Annotated in this window: 18 protein-coding genes; 6 read left to right on the top strand and 12 right to left on the bottom strand. The window is 70.1% G+C overall.

Features of this window, described 5'->3' with window-relative positions:
• The first annotated feature begins 10 nt into the window (after nt 1-10).
• Complete coding sequence (locus AU194_RS08245) at nt 11-322, top strand: type VII secretion target (protein WP_059088743.1); 312 nt, start codon at nt 11-13, stop codon at nt 320-322.
• A gap of 118 nt (nt 323-440) precedes the next feature.
• On the opposite strand, the gene AU194_RS08240 is transcribed toward AU194_RS08245, so the two are convergent.
• The 10 genes from AU194_RS08240 to AU194_RS08195 all read right to left on the bottom strand — a co-directional run bounded on the left by AU194_RS08240 (nt 441) and on the right by AU194_RS08195 (nt 11,493).
• Entirely contained in the window at nt 441-1,280 is an 840-nt protein-coding gene (locus tag AU194_RS08240; RefSeq protein ID WP_059088742.1) for a hypothetical protein, read from the bottom strand.
• The gene (locus AU194_RS08235) at nt 1,264-2,346 is read right to left on the bottom strand and encodes a helix-turn-helix domain-containing protein (protein WP_157575951.1); all 1,083 of its coding nucleotides are present in this window, start codon (nt 2,344-2,346) and stop codon (nt 1,264-1,266) included. The genes AU194_RS08240 and AU194_RS08235 overlap by 17 nt, the downstream gene beginning before the upstream one ends.
• Nucleotides 2,347-2,527: 181 nt before the next feature.
• Nucleotides 2,528-2,848 carry a YbaB/EbfC family nucleoid-associated protein gene (locus AU194_RS08230; RefSeq protein WP_059088788.1) on the bottom strand — a complete coding sequence of 107 codons (321 nt, stop codon included), beginning with the start codon at nt 2,846-2,848 and terminating at the stop codon, nt 2,528-2,530.
• Nucleotides 2,849-2,856: 8 nt separating this feature from the next.
• Nucleotides 2,857-4,428: a PPE domain-containing protein gene (locus AU194_RS08225; protein ID WP_059088741.1), complete on the bottom strand. Its 1,572-nt coding sequence runs from the start codon at nt 4,426-4,428 to the stop codon at nt 2,857-2,859.
• Between the two features lie 15 nt (nt 4,429-4,443).
• On the bottom strand, nt 4,444-5,841 hold the full coding sequence (gene eccE, locus AU194_RS08220; RefSeq protein ID WP_059088740.1) for a type VII secretion protein EccE: 1,398 nt from the start codon (nt 5,839-5,841) through the stop codon (nt 4,444-4,446).
• Complete coding sequence (gene mycP, locus AU194_RS08215) at nt 5,838-7,184, bottom strand: type VII secretion-associated serine protease mycosin (RefSeq protein WP_059088739.1); 1,347 nt, start codon at nt 7,182-7,184, stop codon at nt 5,838-5,840. The genes eccE and mycP overlap by 4 nt, the downstream gene beginning before the upstream one ends.
• A 188-nt stretch (nt 7,185-7,372) precedes the next feature.
• Nucleotides 7,373-7,630: an HPr family phosphocarrier protein gene (locus tag AU194_RS08210; protein WP_059088738.1), complete on the bottom strand. Its 258-nt coding sequence runs from the start codon at nt 7,628-7,630 to the stop codon at nt 7,373-7,375.
• A 57-nt stretch (nt 7,631-7,687) separates the two neighbouring features.
• Nucleotides 7,688-9,730 carry a fructose-specific PTS transporter subunit EIIC gene (locus AU194_RS08205; RefSeq protein ID WP_059088737.1) on the bottom strand — a complete coding sequence of 681 codons (2,043 nt, stop codon included), beginning with the start codon at nt 9,728-9,730 and terminating at the stop codon, nt 7,688-7,690.
• Nucleotides 9,731-9,751: 21 nt separating this feature from the next.
• Nucleotides 9,752-10,729 (bottom strand): 1-phosphofructokinase family hexose kinase, encoded by a 978-nt coding sequence (locus AU194_RS08200; protein WP_059088736.1) that lies wholly within the window; start codon nt 10,727-10,729, stop codon nt 9,752-9,754.
• Nucleotides 10,726-11,493, bottom strand: a complete 768-nt coding sequence (locus tag AU194_RS08195) for a DeoR/GlpR family DNA-binding transcription regulator (protein ID WP_059088735.1) — start codon at nt 11,491-11,493, stop codon at nt 10,726-10,728. Before AU194_RS08195 ends, AU194_RS08200 begins: the two co-directional genes overlap by 4 nt.
• 102 nt (nt 11,494-11,595) lie before the next feature.
• On the opposite strand from AU194_RS08195, the gene AU194_RS08190 reads away from it, so the two are divergent.
• Nucleotides 11,596-13,290, top strand: a complete 1,695-nt coding sequence (locus tag AU194_RS08190) for a phosphoenolpyruvate--protein phosphotransferase (protein ID WP_197417549.1) — start codon at nt 11,596-11,598, stop codon at nt 13,288-13,290.
• A gap of 101 nt (nt 13,291-13,391) precedes the next feature.
• Nucleotides 13,392-14,366: a pirin family protein gene (locus AU194_RS08185; protein WP_059088733.1), complete on the top strand. Its 975-nt coding sequence runs from the start codon at nt 13,392-13,394 to the stop codon at nt 14,364-14,366.
• Between the two features lie 4 nt (nt 14,367-14,370).
• Here AU194_RS08185 and AU194_RS08180 read toward each other — a convergent pair whose 3' ends face one another.
• Both AU194_RS08180 and AU194_RS08175 read right to left on the bottom strand, forming a co-directional pair.
• Entirely contained in the window at nt 14,371-16,506 is a 2,136-nt protein-coding gene (locus AU194_RS08180; RefSeq protein WP_059088732.1) for an FUSC family protein, read from the bottom strand.
• On the bottom strand, nt 16,507-17,073 hold the full coding sequence (locus AU194_RS08175; RefSeq protein ID WP_059088731.1) for a TetR/AcrR family transcriptional regulator: 567 nt from the start codon (nt 17,071-17,073) through the stop codon (nt 16,507-16,509).
• Between the two features lie 144 nt (nt 17,074-17,217).
• Here AU194_RS08175 and AU194_RS08170 point away from each other — a divergent pair, with 144 nt between their 5' ends.
• From AU194_RS08170 to AU194_RS08160, 3 genes are all read left to right on the top strand, one after another.
• Nucleotides 17,218-17,853 (top strand): TetR/AcrR family transcriptional regulator, encoded by a 636-nt coding sequence (locus AU194_RS08170; protein ID WP_059088730.1) that lies wholly within the window; start codon nt 17,218-17,220, stop codon nt 17,851-17,853.
• Between the two features lie 105 nt (nt 17,854-17,958).
• Nucleotides 17,959-18,897, top strand: a complete 939-nt coding sequence (locus AU194_RS08165; RefSeq protein WP_059088787.1) for an SAM-dependent methyltransferase — start codon at nt 17,959-17,961, stop codon at nt 18,895-18,897.
• Entirely contained in the window at nt 18,894-19,685 is a 792-nt protein-coding gene (locus AU194_RS08160; RefSeq protein WP_059088729.1) for an SAM-dependent methyltransferase, read from the top strand. The genes AU194_RS08165 and AU194_RS08160 overlap by 4 nt, the downstream gene beginning before the upstream one ends.
• The last annotated feature ends 37 nt before the right edge of the window (nt 19,686-19,722 follow it).

The raw sequence follows: 19,722 nt of genomic DNA, 5'->3' as shown, positions 1-19,722 counted from the left end.
GGGGGACCCGGTGAGCGGTGACGTGCTCGAGGTGAATCCGCCTGCACTCGACGGTGCCGCCACGGCGTTCGAGCACGCCGCCGCCGGGATCGCCGGACTGCAGGCGGGTGCGCCGCTCGCGGAGGCGGCGGGTGCGGTCCCGGCGCTGCAGACGGCCGGAGCGTGCCGGCGGGCGGAGGCTGATGTCGAGGCGCTGACGTCAGCCGTCACCACCGCGGTGCGTGGCTACGGTGCGAACCTGCAGCGCGCCGCGGCGGACTACGAGACCGGTGACCGCGCCGGCCGGGAGGCGATCGCGAAGGTCGACCAGCCCGGCGGCTGAATCAGGGCTGCCAGCTCTCGGTCAGCTCCGCGACCTGCGCATCGATACGTTCGCGGTGCACCAAACGCCGACTTCCCGGCGCCGCCCGGACGCCACGGTCTGTCGTAACAGCCGTCGGTCACTCCAACGCGTAGTACGAAGCCGTCAGCGCGCGAGCCAGTTCCGCGAAACTCGGTGCGATGGTCGGGTCGTATCCAACGACAGCTTCGGCAGCCAGCGCCAGAACTGAAGTCGGAGTGGTGCCGTGCTCGTTGAGGAAGTTCATCGCGCGGGCGCTTACGCCTTGCGCACGTTCATCAGAGCGATGGCGCCGGAGACCTGCAATGAGGTCTTCAGTATCGACTGCCCGAAGTAACCGAAGCATGTCGAGCGCATCTTTGCCCTTCACGCGCGTGCCAGCGGCCCTGGTGTCGGCCAGTCGTTCTTCGAATTTGACGGCCTTGGCAACCAGCAGCGCGGCTGGGCCCGCAATGTTGACGCCAATCTGGCGAACGTCCGCGGGGTCTAACGCAACGAGCGCGCGGTTCGTGTGGTCGACGAGGGCAGCTTCCAGCCCCGGGGTGATTCGCGCGGCCCACTTCTCATGCCCCTCGAGATGTGCGGCACGCGCCCTCAGTCCTGTTCGTCCGGATTGCGACGGCACAACCATGATGTCGACAGCCACCTCGCCGCGACCTTTCCAGCTCCCTGGATTCGCCCCCTCGGTAAATTCCGCGCGCCTCATCGCGGCGGTAATCTCGGGTTCGGTGGCTAGAGAAGACACGTTGAGCGCAAGGTCGCCGTCGGTGGTCATAGGAGCGTCGACGAAGTCGCCGGACCCGGTGTGCAGATACACGGCCTGCGCGCCGACCACGATGATCGACGGCAGGTGTTCCCGCAGCGCGTCGAGAGCGTCGAGTAGCACTGAGCGCGCAGCGACATATTCGGGGGCGTAGTCGTACTTATTCTGTCCAGGCATTGTCGCTCCTCGCCAAGATTTCAATGAGCTGCTCGGCCTCCTGTGCGAGCCGACCCCTTGGGAGAGTCAGCAGATCAGCCAGCACTTGGGAGATCGGTGCTATCCGTAATCCGGATACGAGGCGATGACCTCCGCCAAGTAGTGTGCGATCGCGCGGTGCCGTGATCATTACGTTGCTGGAAGCGCGGTCTGCGCGCAGAAGTTCGAGGCTGTCTGCAAGGCGGGTGATGTCGTCGGTATACAGGCACAGCAAGGTTAGCGGCACGACCGAGGTAACGCCGGCGGGCAGATAACTGCGCGCCGCAATCGAACCGGTAGCAGTAAAGTCGTTCCGTCCGCGGCATTTTTCCAGCGTCCGTTCGAGACCCCGAGTCGCGATGTAATCCAGAACGACACTGTTGCTGTTGGTGAAGCTGTAGTCCGCGACCCAGCGGTCGAGGAGAGTTCGCTTGCGGATATGGGCGATTGTGCCGTCCTCGTCCCGCTCGATCGCGCCGGCGTCAACTAGTGTCGGCATCAACTTCGACACTGCGGCAGCGCTGGTCGAGGACAACTTCGCTAGCTCGCGGACTCCGACAGGTGGGTGGCCCTCAAGGAGGTACCGGATTGCGCGCGCCGCAGCGGGCCCGTTGAGGCGAGTGGTGGCCTTGGTTTGCCGGGGTCGCGGTGGCCTGGCTGCGCCCTCGAGGCGAATCAGCACCGGAGGATCCGACGCGGTGAGGCTGACCCAACCGGTCGTGTCCAGATAGCTGATGCCGAGCTCGTCGAGCTCCTTGCGGAGGGGCGGGCTCACGTAGTCGGCGACGTACATCAAGGGAGCACCTCCGCCGTGCGCGGCCGCCACCGCACGCAAATGCCTGGCGATGGCTTTCGTCGATGCGGGCACGGCAGATTTCACCTCGGCGGCGAAGTTGACGTTGGCCCCATCCGGGTTGGTCAACGTCACGTGGAAGTCAGCGTGCGGTTCCGCCTCGGGCTGCAGCCGCGTTTCGACGCGCCATGTTGGAGGCAGTCGCGATCGCAGCACTTCGACGGCGGTCTCGCGGACGGATGTTTCGTCTCGCATGGCGTTTCGCATAGTGAGAAACACCCTATTTTACGAAACGGCGCACATCAAGGCCTAGCACCGGGTGGTGACCGATGCTAGTGAGAAGACCCGGTCGGTGATATCCGGGAGTAGTACTACGAGACCGGTGACCGCGCCGGCCGGGAGGCGATCGCGAAGGTCGACCTGCCCGGCGGCTGAATCAGGGCTGCCAGCTCTCGGTCAGCTCCGCGACCTGCGCATCGATCCGTTCGCGGTCGGCGTCCATCGAGGCGGCCGCGGCCTCGGTCGCATTGTGCAGGGCCTCGTTGAGCCGGTGTTCGACGACATGCGCACCGTTGCGCAGCAGCCCGTCCTCGATGTGGATGTCCGTCAGCTGAAGGTGCCCGTCCAACGTCACCGCCACCGTCTCGGTGTCGTCGAATGCCGTGAACGTCTGATGCTGCATCTTGTGCAGTTGCTCGTCCATGATCGACTGCAACCGCTGCGCCTGGGCGAGCACCGCCGCGACCTGCGGGTGCATCTCGCCGGTCACTTCTCGTCCTTGCGTTCCGGCGCCTTGGACCGGTAACCGATGATCGATTCGGTGAACGGGCGGTCCTCGACGTAGAGCTCCTCGTCGGGCGACAGACCGGGCGTGCGCTTCCTCTGGCCGACCTGGCCGCCGAGGCCGGCGCCCGCGCCGCCCATCGGCATACCGCCCATACCGCCCATCGGACCCGCCGCGCCCGCGGGACCCGCACCGGCCACCGCGCCGCCGCGTGCGCCCGCGGGACCGGGTGCGACGGAATCCGCACCGACCGCGGGTTGGAGCGGCGACGGCGGAACGCCGCCACCACCGCCACCACCGCCGGCACCGCCGCCGGCACCCCCACCGCCCGAGGCGGCCGCGGGCTTCAGCGCGGGATCGTCGATCGGCGGCAGCCCATCGGGACCGCCGCCGGGCAGTCCGCCCGGCAACCCGGCGGGCAGCCCACCACCGGGAGCACCGCCACCCGACGGTGCACCGCCCCCGCCGCCACTGGGAGCGCCACCGCCACCGGACGGCGAACCGCCACCGGACGAGGCGGCCGCGGGCTGCGGCGTGGCCCGTCCGCCGGGGCTCTCCTCCCGCAGCGGTGAGGCACCGGGTTGGCCGCCACCGGGCTGACCACCGCCGGCGCCGCCGCCCTGACCGGCACCGGTACCGGCCGGGTCCTGCCCGGATTTCGGGGCCTTCCGTGGATCGCCGTTTTCCGATACCGAGCCCATCTTCGGCGCACCGGTCGGGACGTCGGGCGAATTGATCGGTGCGGAATACGCCTTGACGGCGTACGCACCCAGCACCTGCTCGCTTTTCGCTTGCAGCGCAGCGTATTCGGCGATCGCCGCCTTGCCCTCCGCCGCGTCCATGGCGTGCTGGATACGGTCACGCACCGCCTGCACTTCCGCGACGGTGGGATGCTCGGCCACCGCCGCGCGGTGGGCCTCGGCGACTTCTCCGGCCTGCTCGGACAGCTTGCGGCAGGTCTCGGCCATCTTGTGGAGCCAATCCTGGTGAGATTTCAGCGAGTTGCCCGCCGCCTCGGCGGCGGCGCCTTCCCAGCCGGGCGGCATCGTGAGCGAATCGGCGCGGGCGTCCAGGCTGGCGGCATAGTCGCTCCAGGCGGTCTCGAACGAGTCGAGCGAGGTCGCCTGATCGGGCTGCTGGATCTGTGTGGCGGCGTCGTATACGTCGAGGAAAGTCGGCTCTGGGGAGTCGGGGCGGGCCGGCAGATCGGCCGGAATCGGTACCGGGGGTGAGAGATCCGGTGAGATCGGGATCGGTGGGATGGACGGGTTCACTCCGGATTCGAGAGCGGCTCGGGCTGCGTCGTCGACTTCTCCATAGACCCGCGCCGCCTCCATGAACGACTGTGAGAGCCGGGTGGCCTCGGCCTCGCCGGACTTCAGGTGGGCGGTCACCTCCGCTGCGGAGGCATTGAGCTGCGCGATGGCAAGACCGGCGAGCCGGAGACCGCAGGGCGGGATGGGGTTGCTCGGTGCGGCGGACCATTCCGCGTTGATCTTGCTGGCGGTCACACGCACGTCCGACGGTTCGACCCGTACTTCGTCCCCCGACATGTTCTCCTCCTCAGCTCACTGCTCGAGAGCCAATTGGTAGCGACTTTCCTCCCGCGGGTTGATCAACCTGATGGGCAGTTGCCGGTGCCGCGGGGTGTCGATGAAGTTGTGGCGCAGGATGACTCGGCCCACGCCGGGATGTGGGCTCAGGTAGGTGGTGGCGTTCGGCCACGTCAGTTTGGCCTCACCGCCGATCCGCCCGTTGACGAACCCGGCGAATTCGGTGAACTGCGGGCCCAGGGTCACCACGGCGCCCGCGGCCGCCGAGCGGACCACGAACTGCGTGAACAACCGTGCGTCGCCGAGGTTGATGCTGACGTCGACATCGTCGAACGGCATGTACACCGGGTGGCGTTCGGCGGTCTCGCCGATGAGGATGCCCGCCGACCCGACCGGCAGTTCGTAATGCTTGTCGGTGACCGGGCTGATGCCCTGCAGTGCGGCGCGCTGACCGCCGAACAGGCACGAAAAACCCCGCGGTGTCGACGGATTCGCCAGCGTCGTCAGCAGCACGGTCGTCGTCGGGGCGGCGCCCGGACGAATCCGCATCCGGGTGATCGTGTGGTCCGCGCGCGCCGACCACCACACGTCCGGTCCGCCGGGGGCGCTGTAGGCGGCGGTGAACGTGCTGCGGCCCTTGATCGCCGACCACGTCTCCCGTTCGAAGCTCACCTCGGTGGCGCTGTCGAAATCGTCGAAACTGCGGCTCGGCCGGGCGTCGATCCCGTTGCTGGCCAACTGATCCGCCAACCGCGTCGTCGACGCGACGAGGTACCGGGCGAGGCCCGCCACCCCACTGTCACGGCGGTGCGCCGAGCGGCGCGTCGACTCCGGATCCGCGCGCAGCACGATCCACGTCCGCCTGCTGGCCGGCGCCGGATACGGGCCGACGACCTGTTCGTAGAGCGCCACCAGGCTGGCCGGTGCGGTCTTGCCGACCCGGTAGCCCGCGGCCACCACGTCCGCCTCGAGTTCGGGGCAGTGCGCGGCGATCAGCCTCTCCACCAGGGCGGTGTCGAGGACGTCGTCGGTGAACGACTGGCCGTTGACCACCACGGTCGGGGTGAACGGCCGGGGGACCAGCTCGATCGCCGACATCAGGTGATCGCCCTGCCATCGCACCGCGACGTGGTCGCCGGGCATGACCGTGGCGCCGACGGCGGGTTCCGACGGCGCCGGCGGGGTGCTGCGGTGCCTGCGCCGCCAGGAGAACAGCGCCGCGATCCAGCCCGTCAACCGGCGGCCACGCACGGTCACCACCGCGATCAGCGCGATGACCACCGACACCGTGACGCCGACCCAGAGCAGGCCCAGCGGGACGAAGATCGCGAAGCAGGCCGGGATCAGCACCGCCGCCCACATGAGGTGGCCGGTCGTCATCCGCAGACCGAACTGCGCGGCGAGGGACTTCATCGGCGCCTCAACGCCCGGCGCGCCAGAGCGCCGAGGCCGAGCGCGAGCGCCAGCCCCGCCCCGATCACGACGACCAGCGTGATGGGGCCGCGGTCCGGTGGTGGCACGTACACCGGCGGGGGCAATTGCTTGACGCGGTACGGGATCTCGGCGGGGCCTTCGGGCACATCCCACGTCAGCGCCGCGACCGGATCGATCACGCCCGCGCCGACGTAGTTGTCGACGCCGCCGCCGGGATGGCGTGCGGTGGCGGTGATCCGGTTCATGATCTGCGCGGGGGTCAGGTCGGGGAAGCGCTGTCTGAGCAGCGCGGCCAGGCCGGAGACGTATGCCGCCGAGAACGACGTGCCACCGATCGGGATGGGTCCGTCCTGACCCTGCAGTGCGTTGACAGGTTGGCCGTCGTAGCCGAGCGCGGTGATGTTCGCTCCCGGCGCCGCCGCGCCCACCCACGGGCCGGACATCGAGAAGTTGCTGGGCTGACCGTTGTCGTTGATGCTGCCGACAGTCAGCACCAGCGGCGAGTACCAGGCCGGGCTGACGATGGTCTGCACTTCCTGCCACCCGCGCGGATCGCTCGGCACCGCGGGATCCGGCGGCGGGTTTTGCGAACAGTCCTGCCCGGTGTTGCCCGCGGCCACGATCACCACGGCGTTCTTGGCGTTGACGGCGTAGTTGATCGCCGCACCCAGGCCGGTCTCGTCGATGGGGCGGGTGATCTTGTAGCAGGCGGCCTCGCTGATGTTGATCACCTGCGCGCCGAGGTTGGCCGCGTGGACGACGGCGCGGGCCAGGCTGCGCAGCGAGCCCGCGGTCTGGGTGGTGTTGGGGTCGTTGGGGTCCTGGCGGGCGCCCACCGGTTGGAACGCCTCCGAGGTCTGCCGCAGCGACAGGATGCGGGCGTTGGGGGCGACGCCGATGAACCCGTCGGTGGGCGAGCCGCGGCCGGCGATGATGGACGCGGTCAGCGTGCCGTGCGAATCGCAGTCCGACATGCCGTTGCCCGCCTGGTCGACGAAGTCACCGCCCGGTTCGGCGGGCACCCGCGGGGAACCGTTCACCCCGGTGTCGATCACGGCGACGGTCACGCCCGCGCCGGTGGCGAACTTCTGGGCCTCGGCCAACTGGAGGTAGTCGTTCGGCCACGGCTTGTCGGCAAAGTTCGAGTTCGGCAGCACGGTCGGGGCCGAGCACACCCGGCGCTGCTCCGTCGGCGAATCGGGCCCCGTCTGGTCCGGCGGCAGCGCGGCGGGGTCGATGCCGGGGGGTTCGACGGCCCCCACCGGCGGTGCGCTGACCAGCGCCAACAACAACGCCGCGAGGATCACGCCCACCCTCTGCACTGTGCTCGGCACCCCCCTGATCGACCCGCTGTGAGATTCGCGCCTCAGTGTAGACAGCAAACCCAGGGCCGCCCTGGGGGCGGCCCGTCTCATCATGCCGTGCGGTCCGGTCGAATGCACGGAGCAAGCTTAAGGGCAGCTGACGGGGGGTAGCTGCGGAATTTGCCCACAGCACTTTCGAGGTCCGATCAGGCGTCGAGGTCCTGTTCGACGAGTCCGGCGATGGTGTCCATCACCGCCGCATCCTCGGACTCGACGGTGACCTCGGTGCCGTTTCCCGCACCCAGCGTCATGATCATCAGCGCCGATCCAGCGTCCACGGGTTCGCCTCCGGGCATCGCGAGCGTGACGGGCACACCTGCGCTGACCACGGCCTCGGCGATGATCGCGGCGGGGCGGGCGTGCAGGCCGATGGCCGAGCCGACGGTGACGGTACGTGCGGGCATTGCGGATTCCTTCTCTAGGGTTGGCGCATCGTTCATTCGGGCGCGTGGGTGGGGTCGTCAGGCGTTGGCGAGTGCGGGCGTCCGGTCCGCGGCGGCTCTGGGTTTGGCGAATTGTTTGGCGGCGACCACCGCGAAGGCGCCGGCGGCGGTGCCGACGGCCAGCGCGACGAGGAACCAGAGCAGGTGTCCGATCGCGAAGAACACGAAGATGCCGCCGTGCGGAGCCTTGAGCGTGACGTCGAAGGCCATGATCAGAGCGCCGGTCACCGCGCCGCCGAACATCATCGACGGGATGACGCGCAGCGGGTCGGCCGCTGCGAACGGAATCGCACCTTCGGAGATGAACGACGCACCGAGAAGCCAAGCGGCACGGCCGTTCTCGCGCTCTGGTTCGGTGAACAGCCCCGGCCGCACGGTGGAGGCCAGCGCCATCGCCAGCGGGGGCACCATGCCCGCAGCCATCACCGCGGCCATGATCCGCAGCGAGGCCGGATCGGCGACGTTGAGTCCGGCGGTCGCGAACGCGTACGCCGCCTTGTTGACCGGCCCGCCGAGGTCGAAGCACATCATCAGGCCGAGGATGACGCCGAGGATGACGACCGAACTACCGGACAGCCCGCCCAGCCAGTTCGTCAGACCCGACGTGAGCGCCGCCAGCGGGCGGCCCAGCAGCAAGAACATCAACAGGCCGACGGCCAGCGAAGCGAACAGCGGGATGATCACCACCGGCATCAGGCCGCGGGCCCACCTTGGCACGTCGATCTTGTTGATCCACAGTGCGGCGAAACCGGCGATCAGGCCGCCGACGATGCCGCCGATGAACCCGGCGCCGACGAAAACCGCGACCGCACCCGCGGTGAAGCCCGGTGCGATGCCGGGCCGGTCGGCGATCGCGAACGCGATGTAGCCGGCAAGTGCCGGGACGAGGAACGAGAACGCCAACCCGCCGAGCGTGAACAGCACCGCACCGAGGTACTGCATGAGCCCGCCGGACGGCAGGTCGGTCAGCGAGTTCGTCGTGGCGATGATCTTGCCGAGCGAATCCGTCTCGCCATCTGGAGTGTTCGCGATGTCGTAGCCCGCGAACAGGAAGCCGAGCGCGATCAGCAGACCGCCTGCCGCGACGAACGGAATCATGTAGCTCACACCGGTGAGCAGGATCTGGCGGGTCCTGGTACCCCACCCCACGCCGGAGGATGCCGACGCGGCGGCCGTCGACGGCGCGTCGGCGCTGCCCTCCACGCGCGCGGCCCCCGGATCATCCACGGCGGCAAGCGCTTCGGCGATCATCCTGTCGGGTTCGTTGATTGCACGTTTGACGCCGGAGGCGATGACGGGCTTGCCGGCGAAGCGCTGCCGGTCTTTCACCCCGACGTCGGTGGCGAAGATGACGGCGTCGGCCTCCGCGATCGTCTCCGCCGACAGCGGGGTGCTGCCCGAGGAGCCCTGCGTCTCCACGTGCAGGACGGCTCCGGCGTTCTCGGCCGCCGCGACGAGTGAGTCCGCGGCCATGTACGTGTGGGCGATTCCGGTGGGGCAGGCGGTGATCGCGACCAGCGTCTTCGGTCTGGCCGGCTCTTCCTTCGCGGCCTCGGGCGCAACCGGTGCCTCGGCGGGCTTCGGCGCCGCGGCCTGCGGGTTGACCACACCATCGACCAGCGCGACGACCTCGTCGGCCGACGACGCCGCCCGCAGCGACGCGACGAAGTCCTTGCGGACCAACGCGCGGGCAAGGCTGGAGAGCAGTTTCATGTGCTCGGACCCACCGGCCTCCGGCGCGGCGATCAGGAAGGCCAGGTCGGCCGGTCCGTCCGGGGCGCCGAAGTCGACACCGGGCTTCAGCCGGGCGAAGCCGATGGTGGCGGTGTCGACGTAGGGCGATCGGCAGTGGGGGATCGCGATCCCGCCGGGAAGGCCGGTGGCGGACTGCTGTTCGCGGGCCATCGCGGCGGAGACCAGGCCGTCGGTGTCGCTGGTGCGCCCGGCGTGGGACAGCCGGTCGACGAGTCGGCCGATGACGGCTTCCTTGTCTCCGCCGGCGTCGACGTCGAGTAGCACGAGATCGTTCGTGATGATCGGCGATGCGGTGGAACTGGACATCACTGGCTCTTTCGGTCGGTGTTACGAGCTGGCGGGGGTCGGGGCGACGGTGCGGACGGTGACACCGTCGAGATCGAGCTGGGCGGGCGCAGGCAGTGCGGAGCCGGGTAGGGCCGCGGCGGCGCTACCGTAGGCGACGGCCATGCGCAGCCGGTGGGGCGGCTCTGCGCCGTTCACGGCCGCGCGTACGTAGCCGGCCAGTGACGAGTCGCCCGCACCGACGGTACTGCGCGGGATGACGGGCGGGGGCGTCGCCATCCACGCACCGCTCCGGTCGACGAGGACGGCGCCGGCGGGGCCGAGCGTAGCGAGCACCGCACCGACCCCGCTGTCGACGAGCCGCCGGGCGGCGGCCACGACCGGCTCTGGATCACCCTGCGCTGCAGCGTTTTCCATCAACTGGGCGGACGCGCCGACGAGGCCGGCCAGTTCCTCGGCGTTCGGTTTGATGACGTCGGGCGCCGCTTCATCGAAAGCAGCGGCCAATGCAGCGAGCGGGCGTTCGGAGGTGTCGACGGCGACGCGACAGCGCAGCGGGGCCAACTGTGCGACCACCTCGGCGTACCAGTCGTCGGGCAGACCGGGTGGCAGTGAGCCCGACAGCACCACCCACGTCGCGGTCTCGGCGGCGTCGACGATGCTGCGGATCAGCGCGTTTCGGGCGGCGGCGTCCAGCGTTGCCCCGCGCTCGTTGAGTTTCGTGGTGGTGCCGTCGGCTTCGGTGATCGCGAGGTTGGTCCGGACCGGTTCGGCGATGGGCACACAGCGGAAGGGGACAGCGGCCGCGCGCAGTGCGGTGACCATCGGGTCGTCGTCCGCGGCGGGCAGCAGAGCGACCGCGTCCACGTCCGCGAGGGTCAGCGCGCGGGCGACGTTGACGCCCTTACCGCCGGGTTCGCTGGTCACCGACGAGACACGGTGCACGCCACCGCGACTCAGCGGACCGGGCAGTGCGACCGTGCGGTCGATGCTGGGATTGGGGGTGACGGTGACGATCATGCGATCACGACCTCGACGCCGCGCTCGACGAACTCGTCGCGGGAGTCGTCGTGGATCTCACCATCCGTGATCAAGGTGTCGACGCTGTCGATCGGCGCGAAGCTCACGAACTCCTCGCGGCCGACCTTCGACGAGTCGGCCGCCACCACCACGTAGCCGGCGGCCTGCACCATCGCACGCTTGACGGCGGCCTCCTCGCTGTCAGGGGTGGACAGGCCGTGGCGCACGCTGATGCCGTTGGTGCCGATGAACGCGACGTCGACGCGCAGGGTTTCGAGGACCCGCAGGGCCTGCTCCCCGACGGCGGCCTGGGTCAGGCCGCGCACCCGGCCGCCGAGCAATTGCAGCGTCACGGTTGACATGCCGGCCAGCCGGGCCGCGATCGGCACGGAGTTCGTGACCACGACGAGATCACGGTCGGTGGGCAGCCGGCCGGCGATCCGTGCGGTGGTCGTGCCGGCGTCGAGCAGTACGCTGGCCCCGCTGACAGGAAGGTAGTCCAGAGCCGCGGCAGCGATGGCGTCCTTGTAGCCCGCTCGGGTTGCTTCTCTTTCCCCGACGCCCGCCTCGACGAGGTGCAGCGCCCGCGCGGGCACCGCACCGCCGTGGACCCGACGCAGTAGGCCGGCCCGGTCGAGCGCCGCCAGGTCACGCCGTACGGTCTCGGTGGTCACGTCGTAGGTCTCGGCGAGCTCGGCCACCGAAGCGCGACCTTTCTGCATCACCAGTGAGGCGATGGCCTGCTGCCGTTCTTCGGCGTACATGTGGCTCCGATTGTGTGGGAAACAGTGGGGCGTGTGTTGGTTACGTTTGGTTTTACTACCGTTCGTGTTGACTTGTCAATGGATTCTAGTAATCTGGCTCACATGAGTGCTTCATCCGCCACCACGTCACAATCACCGGCGGGCACTGTGCTGCGCGGTGTCCCGGTGGTGCCGGGGGTCCAGTACGCCCCGGTGATCCGGCCGGGCCGGCCGCCGGTCGTCGATGACACCGCCGTCGACATCTCCGAGCCCGACCGGTCGGCCGAGGCGGCCCGGTTCAGCGCCGCCGCGACCGCCGTAGCCACCCGCCTCCGGGACCGCGCCGCACACGCGACCGGTGCGGCCTCCGAGGTGCTCGCCGCCACCGCGACGCTGGCCCAAGACCGGGCGTGGTTGGGTGCCGCGGAGAAACGCATCGCCGGCGGCGCCCCGGCTGTCCGCGCGGTCCATGGGGCCGTCGCCCAGTTCGTCGACCTGTTCACGAAGATGGGCGGGCTGATGGCCGAGCGAGTCACCGACCTGCAGGACATCCGCGACCGCGTGGTGGCCGAACTGTCCGGGCTGCCCGAACCCGGAATCCCGCTGCCGATGGTGCCGTCGATCCTGTGCGCCGAGGACCTCGCACCCGCCGACACCGCGGGCCTCGACCCGACGCTGATCGTCGCGCTGGCGACCACGCTGGGCGGCCCGACCAGCCACACCGCGATCATCGCCCGTCAGCTCGGCATTCCGTGCGTGGTCGCCGTCGACGGGCTCGACGCGGTGCCAGCCGGCGCGCTGGTGCTGGTCGACGGGACGGCAGGCACGGTGACCGTCGACCCCGACGAGGTGGCCGCGGCCGAGGCCGTCGCCGCGGCGCGGCACGAGGCGGAGCGGGCCGCGCACTGGGCGGGGCCGGGCTTGACCGCCGACGGCCATGCGGTGGCGATTCTGGCCAACGTGCAGGACGGCGCCGCGGCACGGACGGCCCGCGACACCCCGGCCGAAGGCGTGGGTCTGTTCCGGACCGAACTGTGTTTCCTCAACCGCGACACCGAGCCGACCGTCGAGGAGCAGGCCGCGATCTACGCCGAGGTGCTCGACGCCTTCGCCGGTCACAAGGTCGTGGTGCGCACGCTCGACGCCGGCTCCGACAAACCGCTCAAGTTCGCCGGACACCCCGACGAGGCCAACCCTGCGCTCGGCGTCCGGGGTATCCGTATCGCGCACGGCAACCCGGGCATCCTCGAACGCCAGCTCGCCGGTATCGCGGCCGCGGCGACGCGGACGGGCAATCAACCGTGGGTGATGGCGCCGATGATCGCGACCGCCGAGGAGGCGAAGGAGTTCGCCGCCGCCGCGCGCCGCCACGGGCTGACTCCCGGGGTGATGATCGAGGTGCCCGCCGCCGCCCTGCTCGCCGACCGCATCCTCGAGCACGTCGACTTCCTGTCGATCGGCACCAACGACCTCGCGCAGTACACGATGGCCGCTGACCGGATGTCCGCCGATCTGGCACTGCTCACCGACCCGTGGCAGCCGGCCGTGCTCGCGCTCGTCGCGATGACCGTCCGAGCGGGCGCCGCGGCGGGCAAGCCCGTCGGCGTGTGCGGTGAGGCCGCGGCCGACCCGGTGCTCGCCTGCGTCCTGGCCGGTCTCGGTGTGACGTCACTGTCCGCCGCGTCGGCTGCGGTTCCGGGGGTGGGCGCCAAACTGGCTCGGGTGACCCTGCAGCAGTGTCGCGACGCCGCCGATGCGGTGCTGGCCGCAGCGACCGCCGCCGAGGCGCGCGCCGCGGCCGCGTCCGTCCTGACCTGACGCGCCAGATCAGGGTTGCGACACGCGTTCGCCGTGTATCCGAGGCACAACCCTGACCTCGGCTCCGGAATGAATCGGACCGTAGTCCGGTTGAGGAAGACATGCCTGCCATCACCGCTGACACCCTGACCCTGCCCCGCGTGACGACGCCCGCGCCGTCCGACACCGAACGCCCCGTCCGCTCGATCACCACCGGACCCCGCGGTTACGAAGGCGAGGGCTTCCCCGTCGTCCGCGCCTTCGCCGGTGTGAGCGCCGCCGACCTCGACCCGTTCATCCACATGGACCAGATGGGCGAGGTGGAGTACGAACCGGGCGAACCCCGCGGCACCGACTGGCACCCCCACCGCGGGTTCGAGACCGTCACCTACATGATCGACGGCCGCTTCGCCCACCAGGACTCCCACGGCGGCGGCGGCCTGATCACCGACGGCGCCACCCAGTGGATGACCGCCGGTGCAGGCATCCTGCACATCGAGACCCCGCCCGCCGAACTCGTCGAGAGCGGCGGGGTGTTCCACGGTATCCAGCTGTGGGTCAACCTGCCCCGCAAGGACAAGTTCGCCACCCCGCGCTACCAGGCCATCGAGGGCGGCGAGGTCACGATGTTGGCCTCCGAGGACGGCGGCGCACTCGTCCGGATCATCGCCGGCGATATCGACGGCGCGCACGGTCCGGGATCGACGCACACGCCGATCACGATGGCGCACGCCACCGTGCAACCCGGTGCGCGACTGAACATCCCGTGGAACCGGGACTTCAACGCGCTGGTGTACGTGCTGTCCGGACGCGGCGCGGTCGGGCCCGTCGGCCATCCGATCCACCAGGGTGAGCTCGCGGTCCTCGGCCCCGGCGACCGCCTGAGTGTGGCCGCGGAAGCCACCCAGGACTCGCACCGCCCTGCGCTCGAGGTGCTGATCCTCGGCGGCAGGCCGATCCGCGAGCCGGTCTTCCACTACGGGCCGTTCGTGATGAACTCCAAATCCGAGCTCATCCAGGCCGTCGAGGACTACGAGGCCGGCAAGTTCGGCACCATCCCGCCGGGCGCGCTGATGCCGCACACGTCGGGACGCTGATTCTTCAGCGCACCGCCAGGAGGGGTTCGGGCCGCGGGTAGAGCAGTTCGAGCTCACCGAGGTGGGCCGCGACCGTGACCAGCGGTAGCGCGGCCGAGACGGCCAGGTCGTCGTCGCCGGCCTCGGCGCGCAGCGCCAGCGCGAAGTCGTCGCTGATCGGTGGGGTGCGCGTGTCGGGCGCCGGTCCGAGCAGCCGACGGCAGACCGTGTCGGCGTGGGCCTCGAGCACCGCGCGGGTGCGCTGGTAGACCTCCAGCGGAGGCGGCACCACGTCGACGATCAGCTCGGCGGCCGCCCGCAACCGCACCGCCCGGTTCGCGGCCCGCACCACGGGGGCGCGCACGTCGGTCTTGCCGCCGTTCTCCGAAAGATATTGGCGCACAGAGTCGTCGAGTGTTCGTGAGGCCTGCAGCGCGGCGTGACTCAACGCGGTCACCCGGTCGGCGGCCTGTTCGAAGGATCCGCGCGTGACGCGCAGCACCGCCGCCCGCAGCAACGCCGCACCTGCATCGCAGGCCTCGCGCACCGCGGCCTCGACCGTCGCCGACGCCCCGCGGGGCCACAGCAGCAGCGACACCACCGCCCCGACCGACGCGCCGAGTACGACGTCCTCGACCCGGACCAGCCCCACCGACCAGCCCGTCGGCTGGATGACGTTGAAGATGATCAGCACCATCATCGTGAACGCGGCCTGCCCCGCGATGAACGACGCGATCTCCGGGACGTAGGCCGAACCGAACGCCACCACCGGCAGCAGCAGCCACATGACCGCGGGCTGCACCCCGACCACCTCGATGACCGCCACCCCCAAGAGGAACCCGAGCGCGGTGCCCGCCACCGCGCGCAGCACCCGGGTGCCCGTGGTCAGGGCGCTGCTGCGCAGCACCGACATCGCGCCGAGCACCACCCAGAACCCGTGGTCGACGGGGAACACGTGGGTCACGGTCACCGCCAGCGCCAGGCCGAGGCCCGTGCGCAGGCTGTTGCGCAGCACGACCGCACGGGTGGCGACGAAGCCCTTGGTGATCGCGGCGACGGCGGTGGTCTCGGGCATCACCCAGTCCGCGGCGCCGGTCTCGGGCAGCCCCCGTCCGAGCACCCGCGCCCACACCGGGCGGGCGTCGGCCAGCGCTGCGTTGCGGATGATCCGGCCCGTCACCCCGGTCGCCGCGGAGAACGTGCGACGGCCCAGCAGGGTGCGGGCGACCTCGACCGCGGTGGCGTCGTCGGGCACCGCGAGGATCTGCTCGATGTCCTCGCGGTAGCGGCCGTTGGCGATCGACCGCAGTTCGGCCAGCGCGGCGTCGAGGTCGGCGTTGCGGGCGGCCCGCGCCTGCCGGTCGGCCATCTGCAGCACCGCGGCCGAATCCCGCAGCACCCGCACGATCGGCGGTTTCATGTCGCCGAGCAGCGCGCCCGTGTGGTCGGTGACGCGGTCGGACAGCCAGCCCAGATCGTCGACCACCCGCACCAGCGCCCGGCTCCCGGCGGTCAGCGCGACAGGCCGGAAATCGGCGTTGACGAAGTTCTCCCACAGCGCGTTCATCGCCCGCTGCACGTCGCGCGTCGACGCGTTCCCGTCGAGGCAATCGGCCAGCTCCCGGCACACCGTCGCGGCGTGGCGGCGCAGATCGTCGTGGTGGCGTGGCGGGAACAGGAACAGCGCGGCGGGCACACAGCACGCCAGCGCGATGAACCAGCCGGTGAGCCGCTCGTCGATGGGGCCCGGTGCGGTGCAGGCGGGCAGCACGAACGTCATCAGCGTGGCCCGCTGTCCGGCGGCGACGACCTCGCTGAGCACCCCCGAGAACGTCACCACCACCCCGAGCACGAACATCAACAGCACGCCGAGCCACGGATACGGGGCGGTCAGCGTGCCGAGCGTGATCAGCACCGCGCCGTTGAAGCCGAGCCCGGCGTACGCCAGCGCCCGGGAGGCGCGGTTACCGGGGAAGTCGGCGAGGATCAGCAGTGCCACCGAACCGAAGATCGTGAACATCGGCGCCTGGGTGCCGCCCGCCAGCGTGAAGCTCGCGGCCGCGGCCAGCGGCAGCACGATCGCCGCCCGCGCCGCCCGGCGCAGCGCGTCGCGCTCGGGGTCGCGGCGCGCGATCCGGTCGGCCGCCCGGCGCCACACCACTCAGGTGGGGTCGGTCAGCGCGCTGAAGCGGCCGGAGTCCAGCGTGTGCAGGATCTCGGCGGCGATCCACTTCAGCCCGCTCTCGTCCGGCGGTAGGACGGCCTGTTCGTATCCCACCAGGATGTAGACGCACCACCGCGCGAAGACCTCGGCCTGGCGTTCGTCGCCCAGGACCTCCAGGGACGACTCGCGCATGATGTCGAACCGCTGGCGATCCACGGCGGCCTGTACGGTGTGTACGTCCTGGTCCATCGAGCTCCACACCCGGATGGCGGCCTCGGCGCTGTGCGGCAGCGCCAGCGCCTCCTCGATCAGGATCTCGACGCGGCGGTGTGGATCGTCCACGGCCCGGACGGCGTCGACGATCCGGGTGACGGCCTGCTGGTGCCAGTAGGCCACGAGCTCTCGGGTGTAGGTCGACCAGTTCGCGAAGTAGTGGTAGAACGAGCCGGTCGTCACCCCCAACCGGTGACAGACCTCGGCGAGTTTGAGACCGCCGTAGCCCTGGTCAGACAGCACGGCGAGCCCCGTCTCGAAGTAGCCCTCCCGAGTGACCACAGCCCCCATGGGACGCCACAGTAGTTCTTCGGCCCCGTTTTCGGAGTCATGCCGCATGACGACGTGGCGAGTGGATTTGCTGAAAATTCGCTGGGAAGAGCGCGGCGCACACCATGTGCGAGGACCCAACGTTAGTTATGGCACAATTTGACTGTGCCGCATACTGCCAGCCGGGGGCCGGGACGTCCGCCCGCAGCGAAGGCCGCAGAGACACGCGAGCGCATTCTGCGTGCTGCGAGAGAGGTCTTCAGCGAACTCGGCTACGACGCTGCGACTTTCCAGGCGATCGCCATTCGCGCCGATCTGACCCGACCGGCGATCAACCACTATTTCGCGAGTAAGCGCGTCCTGTACCGCGAGGTCGTCGAACAGACGAATGCCTGGGTGATTAGCGCGGGAATGGAGCGTGCGCACGGTCAGAGCACGCTCGTCGGGCGGTTGTCCGCATTCTTCTCGGCCGCCATGCATGCCGACTCCCAGGACCGGTCGGCGGCGGCGTTCCTGGTCACCTCGGTCCTCGAGTCCCAGCGCCATCCCGACCTGCGCAGCGACGAACACGACGCGCTGCGGATGTCGCGCTCGTTCGTGTCGTGGGCGGTCAACGACGCGATCGAACGCGGCGAGCTCAGCACCGACACCGACATCCCGTCGATCGTCGAGATGCTCGTCGCGGTCATGTGGGGGATGGGCTTCTACGCGGGTTATGTGGGCGGACGCCAGGAGCTCGAGGTCATCGTCGAGAAGTTCGAACAGCTGATGGCCAACAAACTCTGGCAGCTCAGCGACTGACGGTGAGATCCGACACAATCAAATAGCTTGCCTAAGCTTCATCGGTAAACTCGGTGGTCAACCCCTCCTCACCGAGCGCCGCACGCGTGCGGCGAAAGGATGCCGATGAGTTCACTGCGCACCGACGACGACACGTGGGACATCGCGACGAGCGTCGGGTCCACCGCGGTGATGGTGGCCGCCTCACGCGCCGCCGAGACCGAACGCGATGACGCGCTGATCTGCGATCCCTACGCCCGCCTGCTCGTCTCCGGCGCGGGCACCGGCATCTGGGAATCGGTCCTCGACGCGGGCTTCGTCGAGAAGGTCGCCGAGGTCGACGACGAGGCCGCCGCGATCTTCGCGCACATGAACAGCTACCAGGCGGTGCGCACGCACTTCTTCGATGCGTTCTTCACCGCCGCCGCCGATGCCGGTATCCGGCAGATCGTCATCCTCGCCTCCGGGCTGGACTCCCGCGCCTACCGCCTGACCTGGCCGGCGGGCACCACGGTCTACGAGATCGATCAGCCCAAGGTGCTCGAGTACAAGTCCGAGACCCTCACCCGGCACGGCGTCGAACCCGCCGCCACCCGCCGCGAGGTGCCGATGGACCTGCGCTACGACTGGCCCGCCGCCCTGCGCGATGCCGGCTTCGACCCCGCCGAGCCCACGGCGTGGCTGGCCGAGGGCCTGCTGATGTACCTGCCCGCCGACGCCCAGGATCGGCTGTTCGCGCAGATCACCGAACTGTCCGCGCCCGGAAGCCGCGTCGCCGCGGAGACCGCGGGCGTGCAGGCCGAGGACCGGCGGGAGCAGATGCGCGAGCGGTTCGAGCGCATCGCCGAGAAGTTCGACATGGCCGCGAGCCTCGACATCGCCCAGCTCATCTACGAGGACCCCGACCGCGCCGACGTCGCCGACTGGCTCGACGCGCACGGCTGGAAGGCGACCGCGGTCAACTCGCAGCAGGAGATGCGCAGGCTGGACCGGTGGGCGCTGCCGGCCGACCTGACGGACGACCGGGCGTTCTCGAAGTTCGTGACCGCCGAGAAGCTGTCGTGAGGATGCAGGACGCCGGCGCGTTGAGCGTCGCCACCCGCGTCGGGCCCGAGGTGCTCAGCGCCGCGGCCGTCGCGAGCGCCACCGGCTGCGACGATCCGCTGACCGCGGTCCTGCTGGCACGGCCGAAGGTCATCGAGGTGCTGGAACGCTCCGCCGGGCTGATCGACCAGGTGCCTGTCCTGGCCGCGGCCCACCACCAGATCGCCGACTACCAAGCCGTGCGCAGCCGGTTCTTCGACGCCTACCTCGCCGATGCCGCCGGCGCGGGCATCCGTCAGTGTGTGATCCTGGCGGCCGGGCTCGACACGCGTGCCTTCCGGCTGCCGTGGCCCGCGGACATGACGGTCTTCGAGATCGACCAGCCGACCGTGCTGCGGTACAAGGAGAACGCGCTGACCGCGCACGGCGCCCGGCCCGCCGCCAAGTGGCATCCGGTCGGCGTCGAGGCCGACGTGCCGTGGCCCCGCCGCCTGTGGGACGCGGGTTTCAACCACAACGAGCCGACGGCGTGGCTCGCGGAGGGTCTGCTGCCGCTGCCGGATGCCGCCCAGGACGCGTTGATCAGCGAGATCGACAAGCTCAGCGCCGCGGGCAGCACGCTGGCGTTCGACGACGTGCTCGGGATGGCCCCCGGCCGCTCCGACGCCCCGGGCTGGCTGACGTCGCGGGGCTGGTGGACCGACGTCGTCGAGGCCCGCCACCTGCCCGAGCTCACAGGCCGCCGCGACCTCGACGCGCAGACCTACACCGAGCATGCGCTGCTGGTGACCGCGGAGAAAGTGGCCTAGGCCGCACCGAGCCCCTGTGGGTGAGCCAACCGGTTGG

The organism is Mycobacterium sp. GA-2829 (assembly GCF_001499965.1).
GTDB lineage: Bacteria > Actinomycetota > Actinomycetes > Mycobacteriales > Mycobacteriaceae > Mycobacterium.
The sequence above is the reverse complement of the archived record's forward strand: the minus strand, read 5'-3'. Positions and strand labels throughout refer to the sequence as shown.

Excerpts from the sequence above, each read along its gene's own strand:
- AU194_RS08205 (WP_059088737.1), bottom strand. The coding sequence starts at position 9,730 with ATGTCCAGTTCCACCGCATCGCCGATCATCACGAACGATCTCGTGCTA.
- AU194_RS08235 (WP_157575951.1), bottom strand. The coding sequence starts at position 2,346 with ATGCGAGACGAAACATCCGTCCGCGAGACCGCCGTCGAAGTGCTGCGA.
- AU194_RS08185 (WP_059088733.1), top strand. The coding sequence starts at position 13,392 with ATGCCTGCCATCACCGCTGACACCCTGACCCTGCCCCGCGTGACGACG.
- eccE (WP_059088740.1), bottom strand. The coding sequence starts at position 5,841 with ATGAAGTCCCTCGCCGCGCAGTTCGGTCTGCGGATGACGACCGGCCAC.
- AU194_RS08210 (WP_059088738.1), bottom strand. The coding sequence starts at position 7,630 with ATGCCCGCACGTACCGTCACCGTCGGCTCGGCCATCGGCCTGCACGCC.
- AU194_RS08230 (WP_059088788.1), bottom strand. The coding sequence starts at position 2,848 with ATGCACCCGCAGGTCGCGGCGGTGCTCGCCCAGGCGCAGCGGTTGCAG.
- AU194_RS08200 (WP_059088736.1), bottom strand. The coding sequence starts at position 10,729 with ATGATCGTCACCGTCACCCCCAATCCCAGCATCGACCGCACGGTCGCA.
- AU194_RS08190 (WP_197417549.1), top strand. The coding sequence starts at position 11,596 with ATGAGTGCTTCATCCGCCACCACGTCACAATCACCGGCGGGCACTGTG.
- AU194_RS08165 (WP_059088787.1), top strand. The coding sequence starts at position 17,959 with ATGAGTTCACTGCGCACCGACGACGACACGTGGGACATCGCGACGAGC.
- AU194_RS08225 (WP_059088741.1), bottom strand. The coding sequence starts at position 4,428 with ATGTCGGGGGACGAAGTACGGGTCGAACCGTCGGACGTGCGTGTGACC.
- AU194_RS08240 (WP_059088742.1), bottom strand. The coding sequence starts at position 1,280 with ATGCCTGGACAGAATAAGTACGACTACGCCCCCGAATATGTCGCTGCG.
- AU194_RS08195 (WP_059088735.1), bottom strand. The coding sequence starts at position 11,493 with ATGTACGCCGAAGAACGGCAGCAGGCCATCGCCTCACTGGTGATGCAG.
- AU194_RS08175 (WP_059088731.1), bottom strand. The coding sequence starts at position 17,073 with ATGGGGGCTGTGGTCACTCGGGAGGGCTACTTCGAGACGGGGCTCGCC.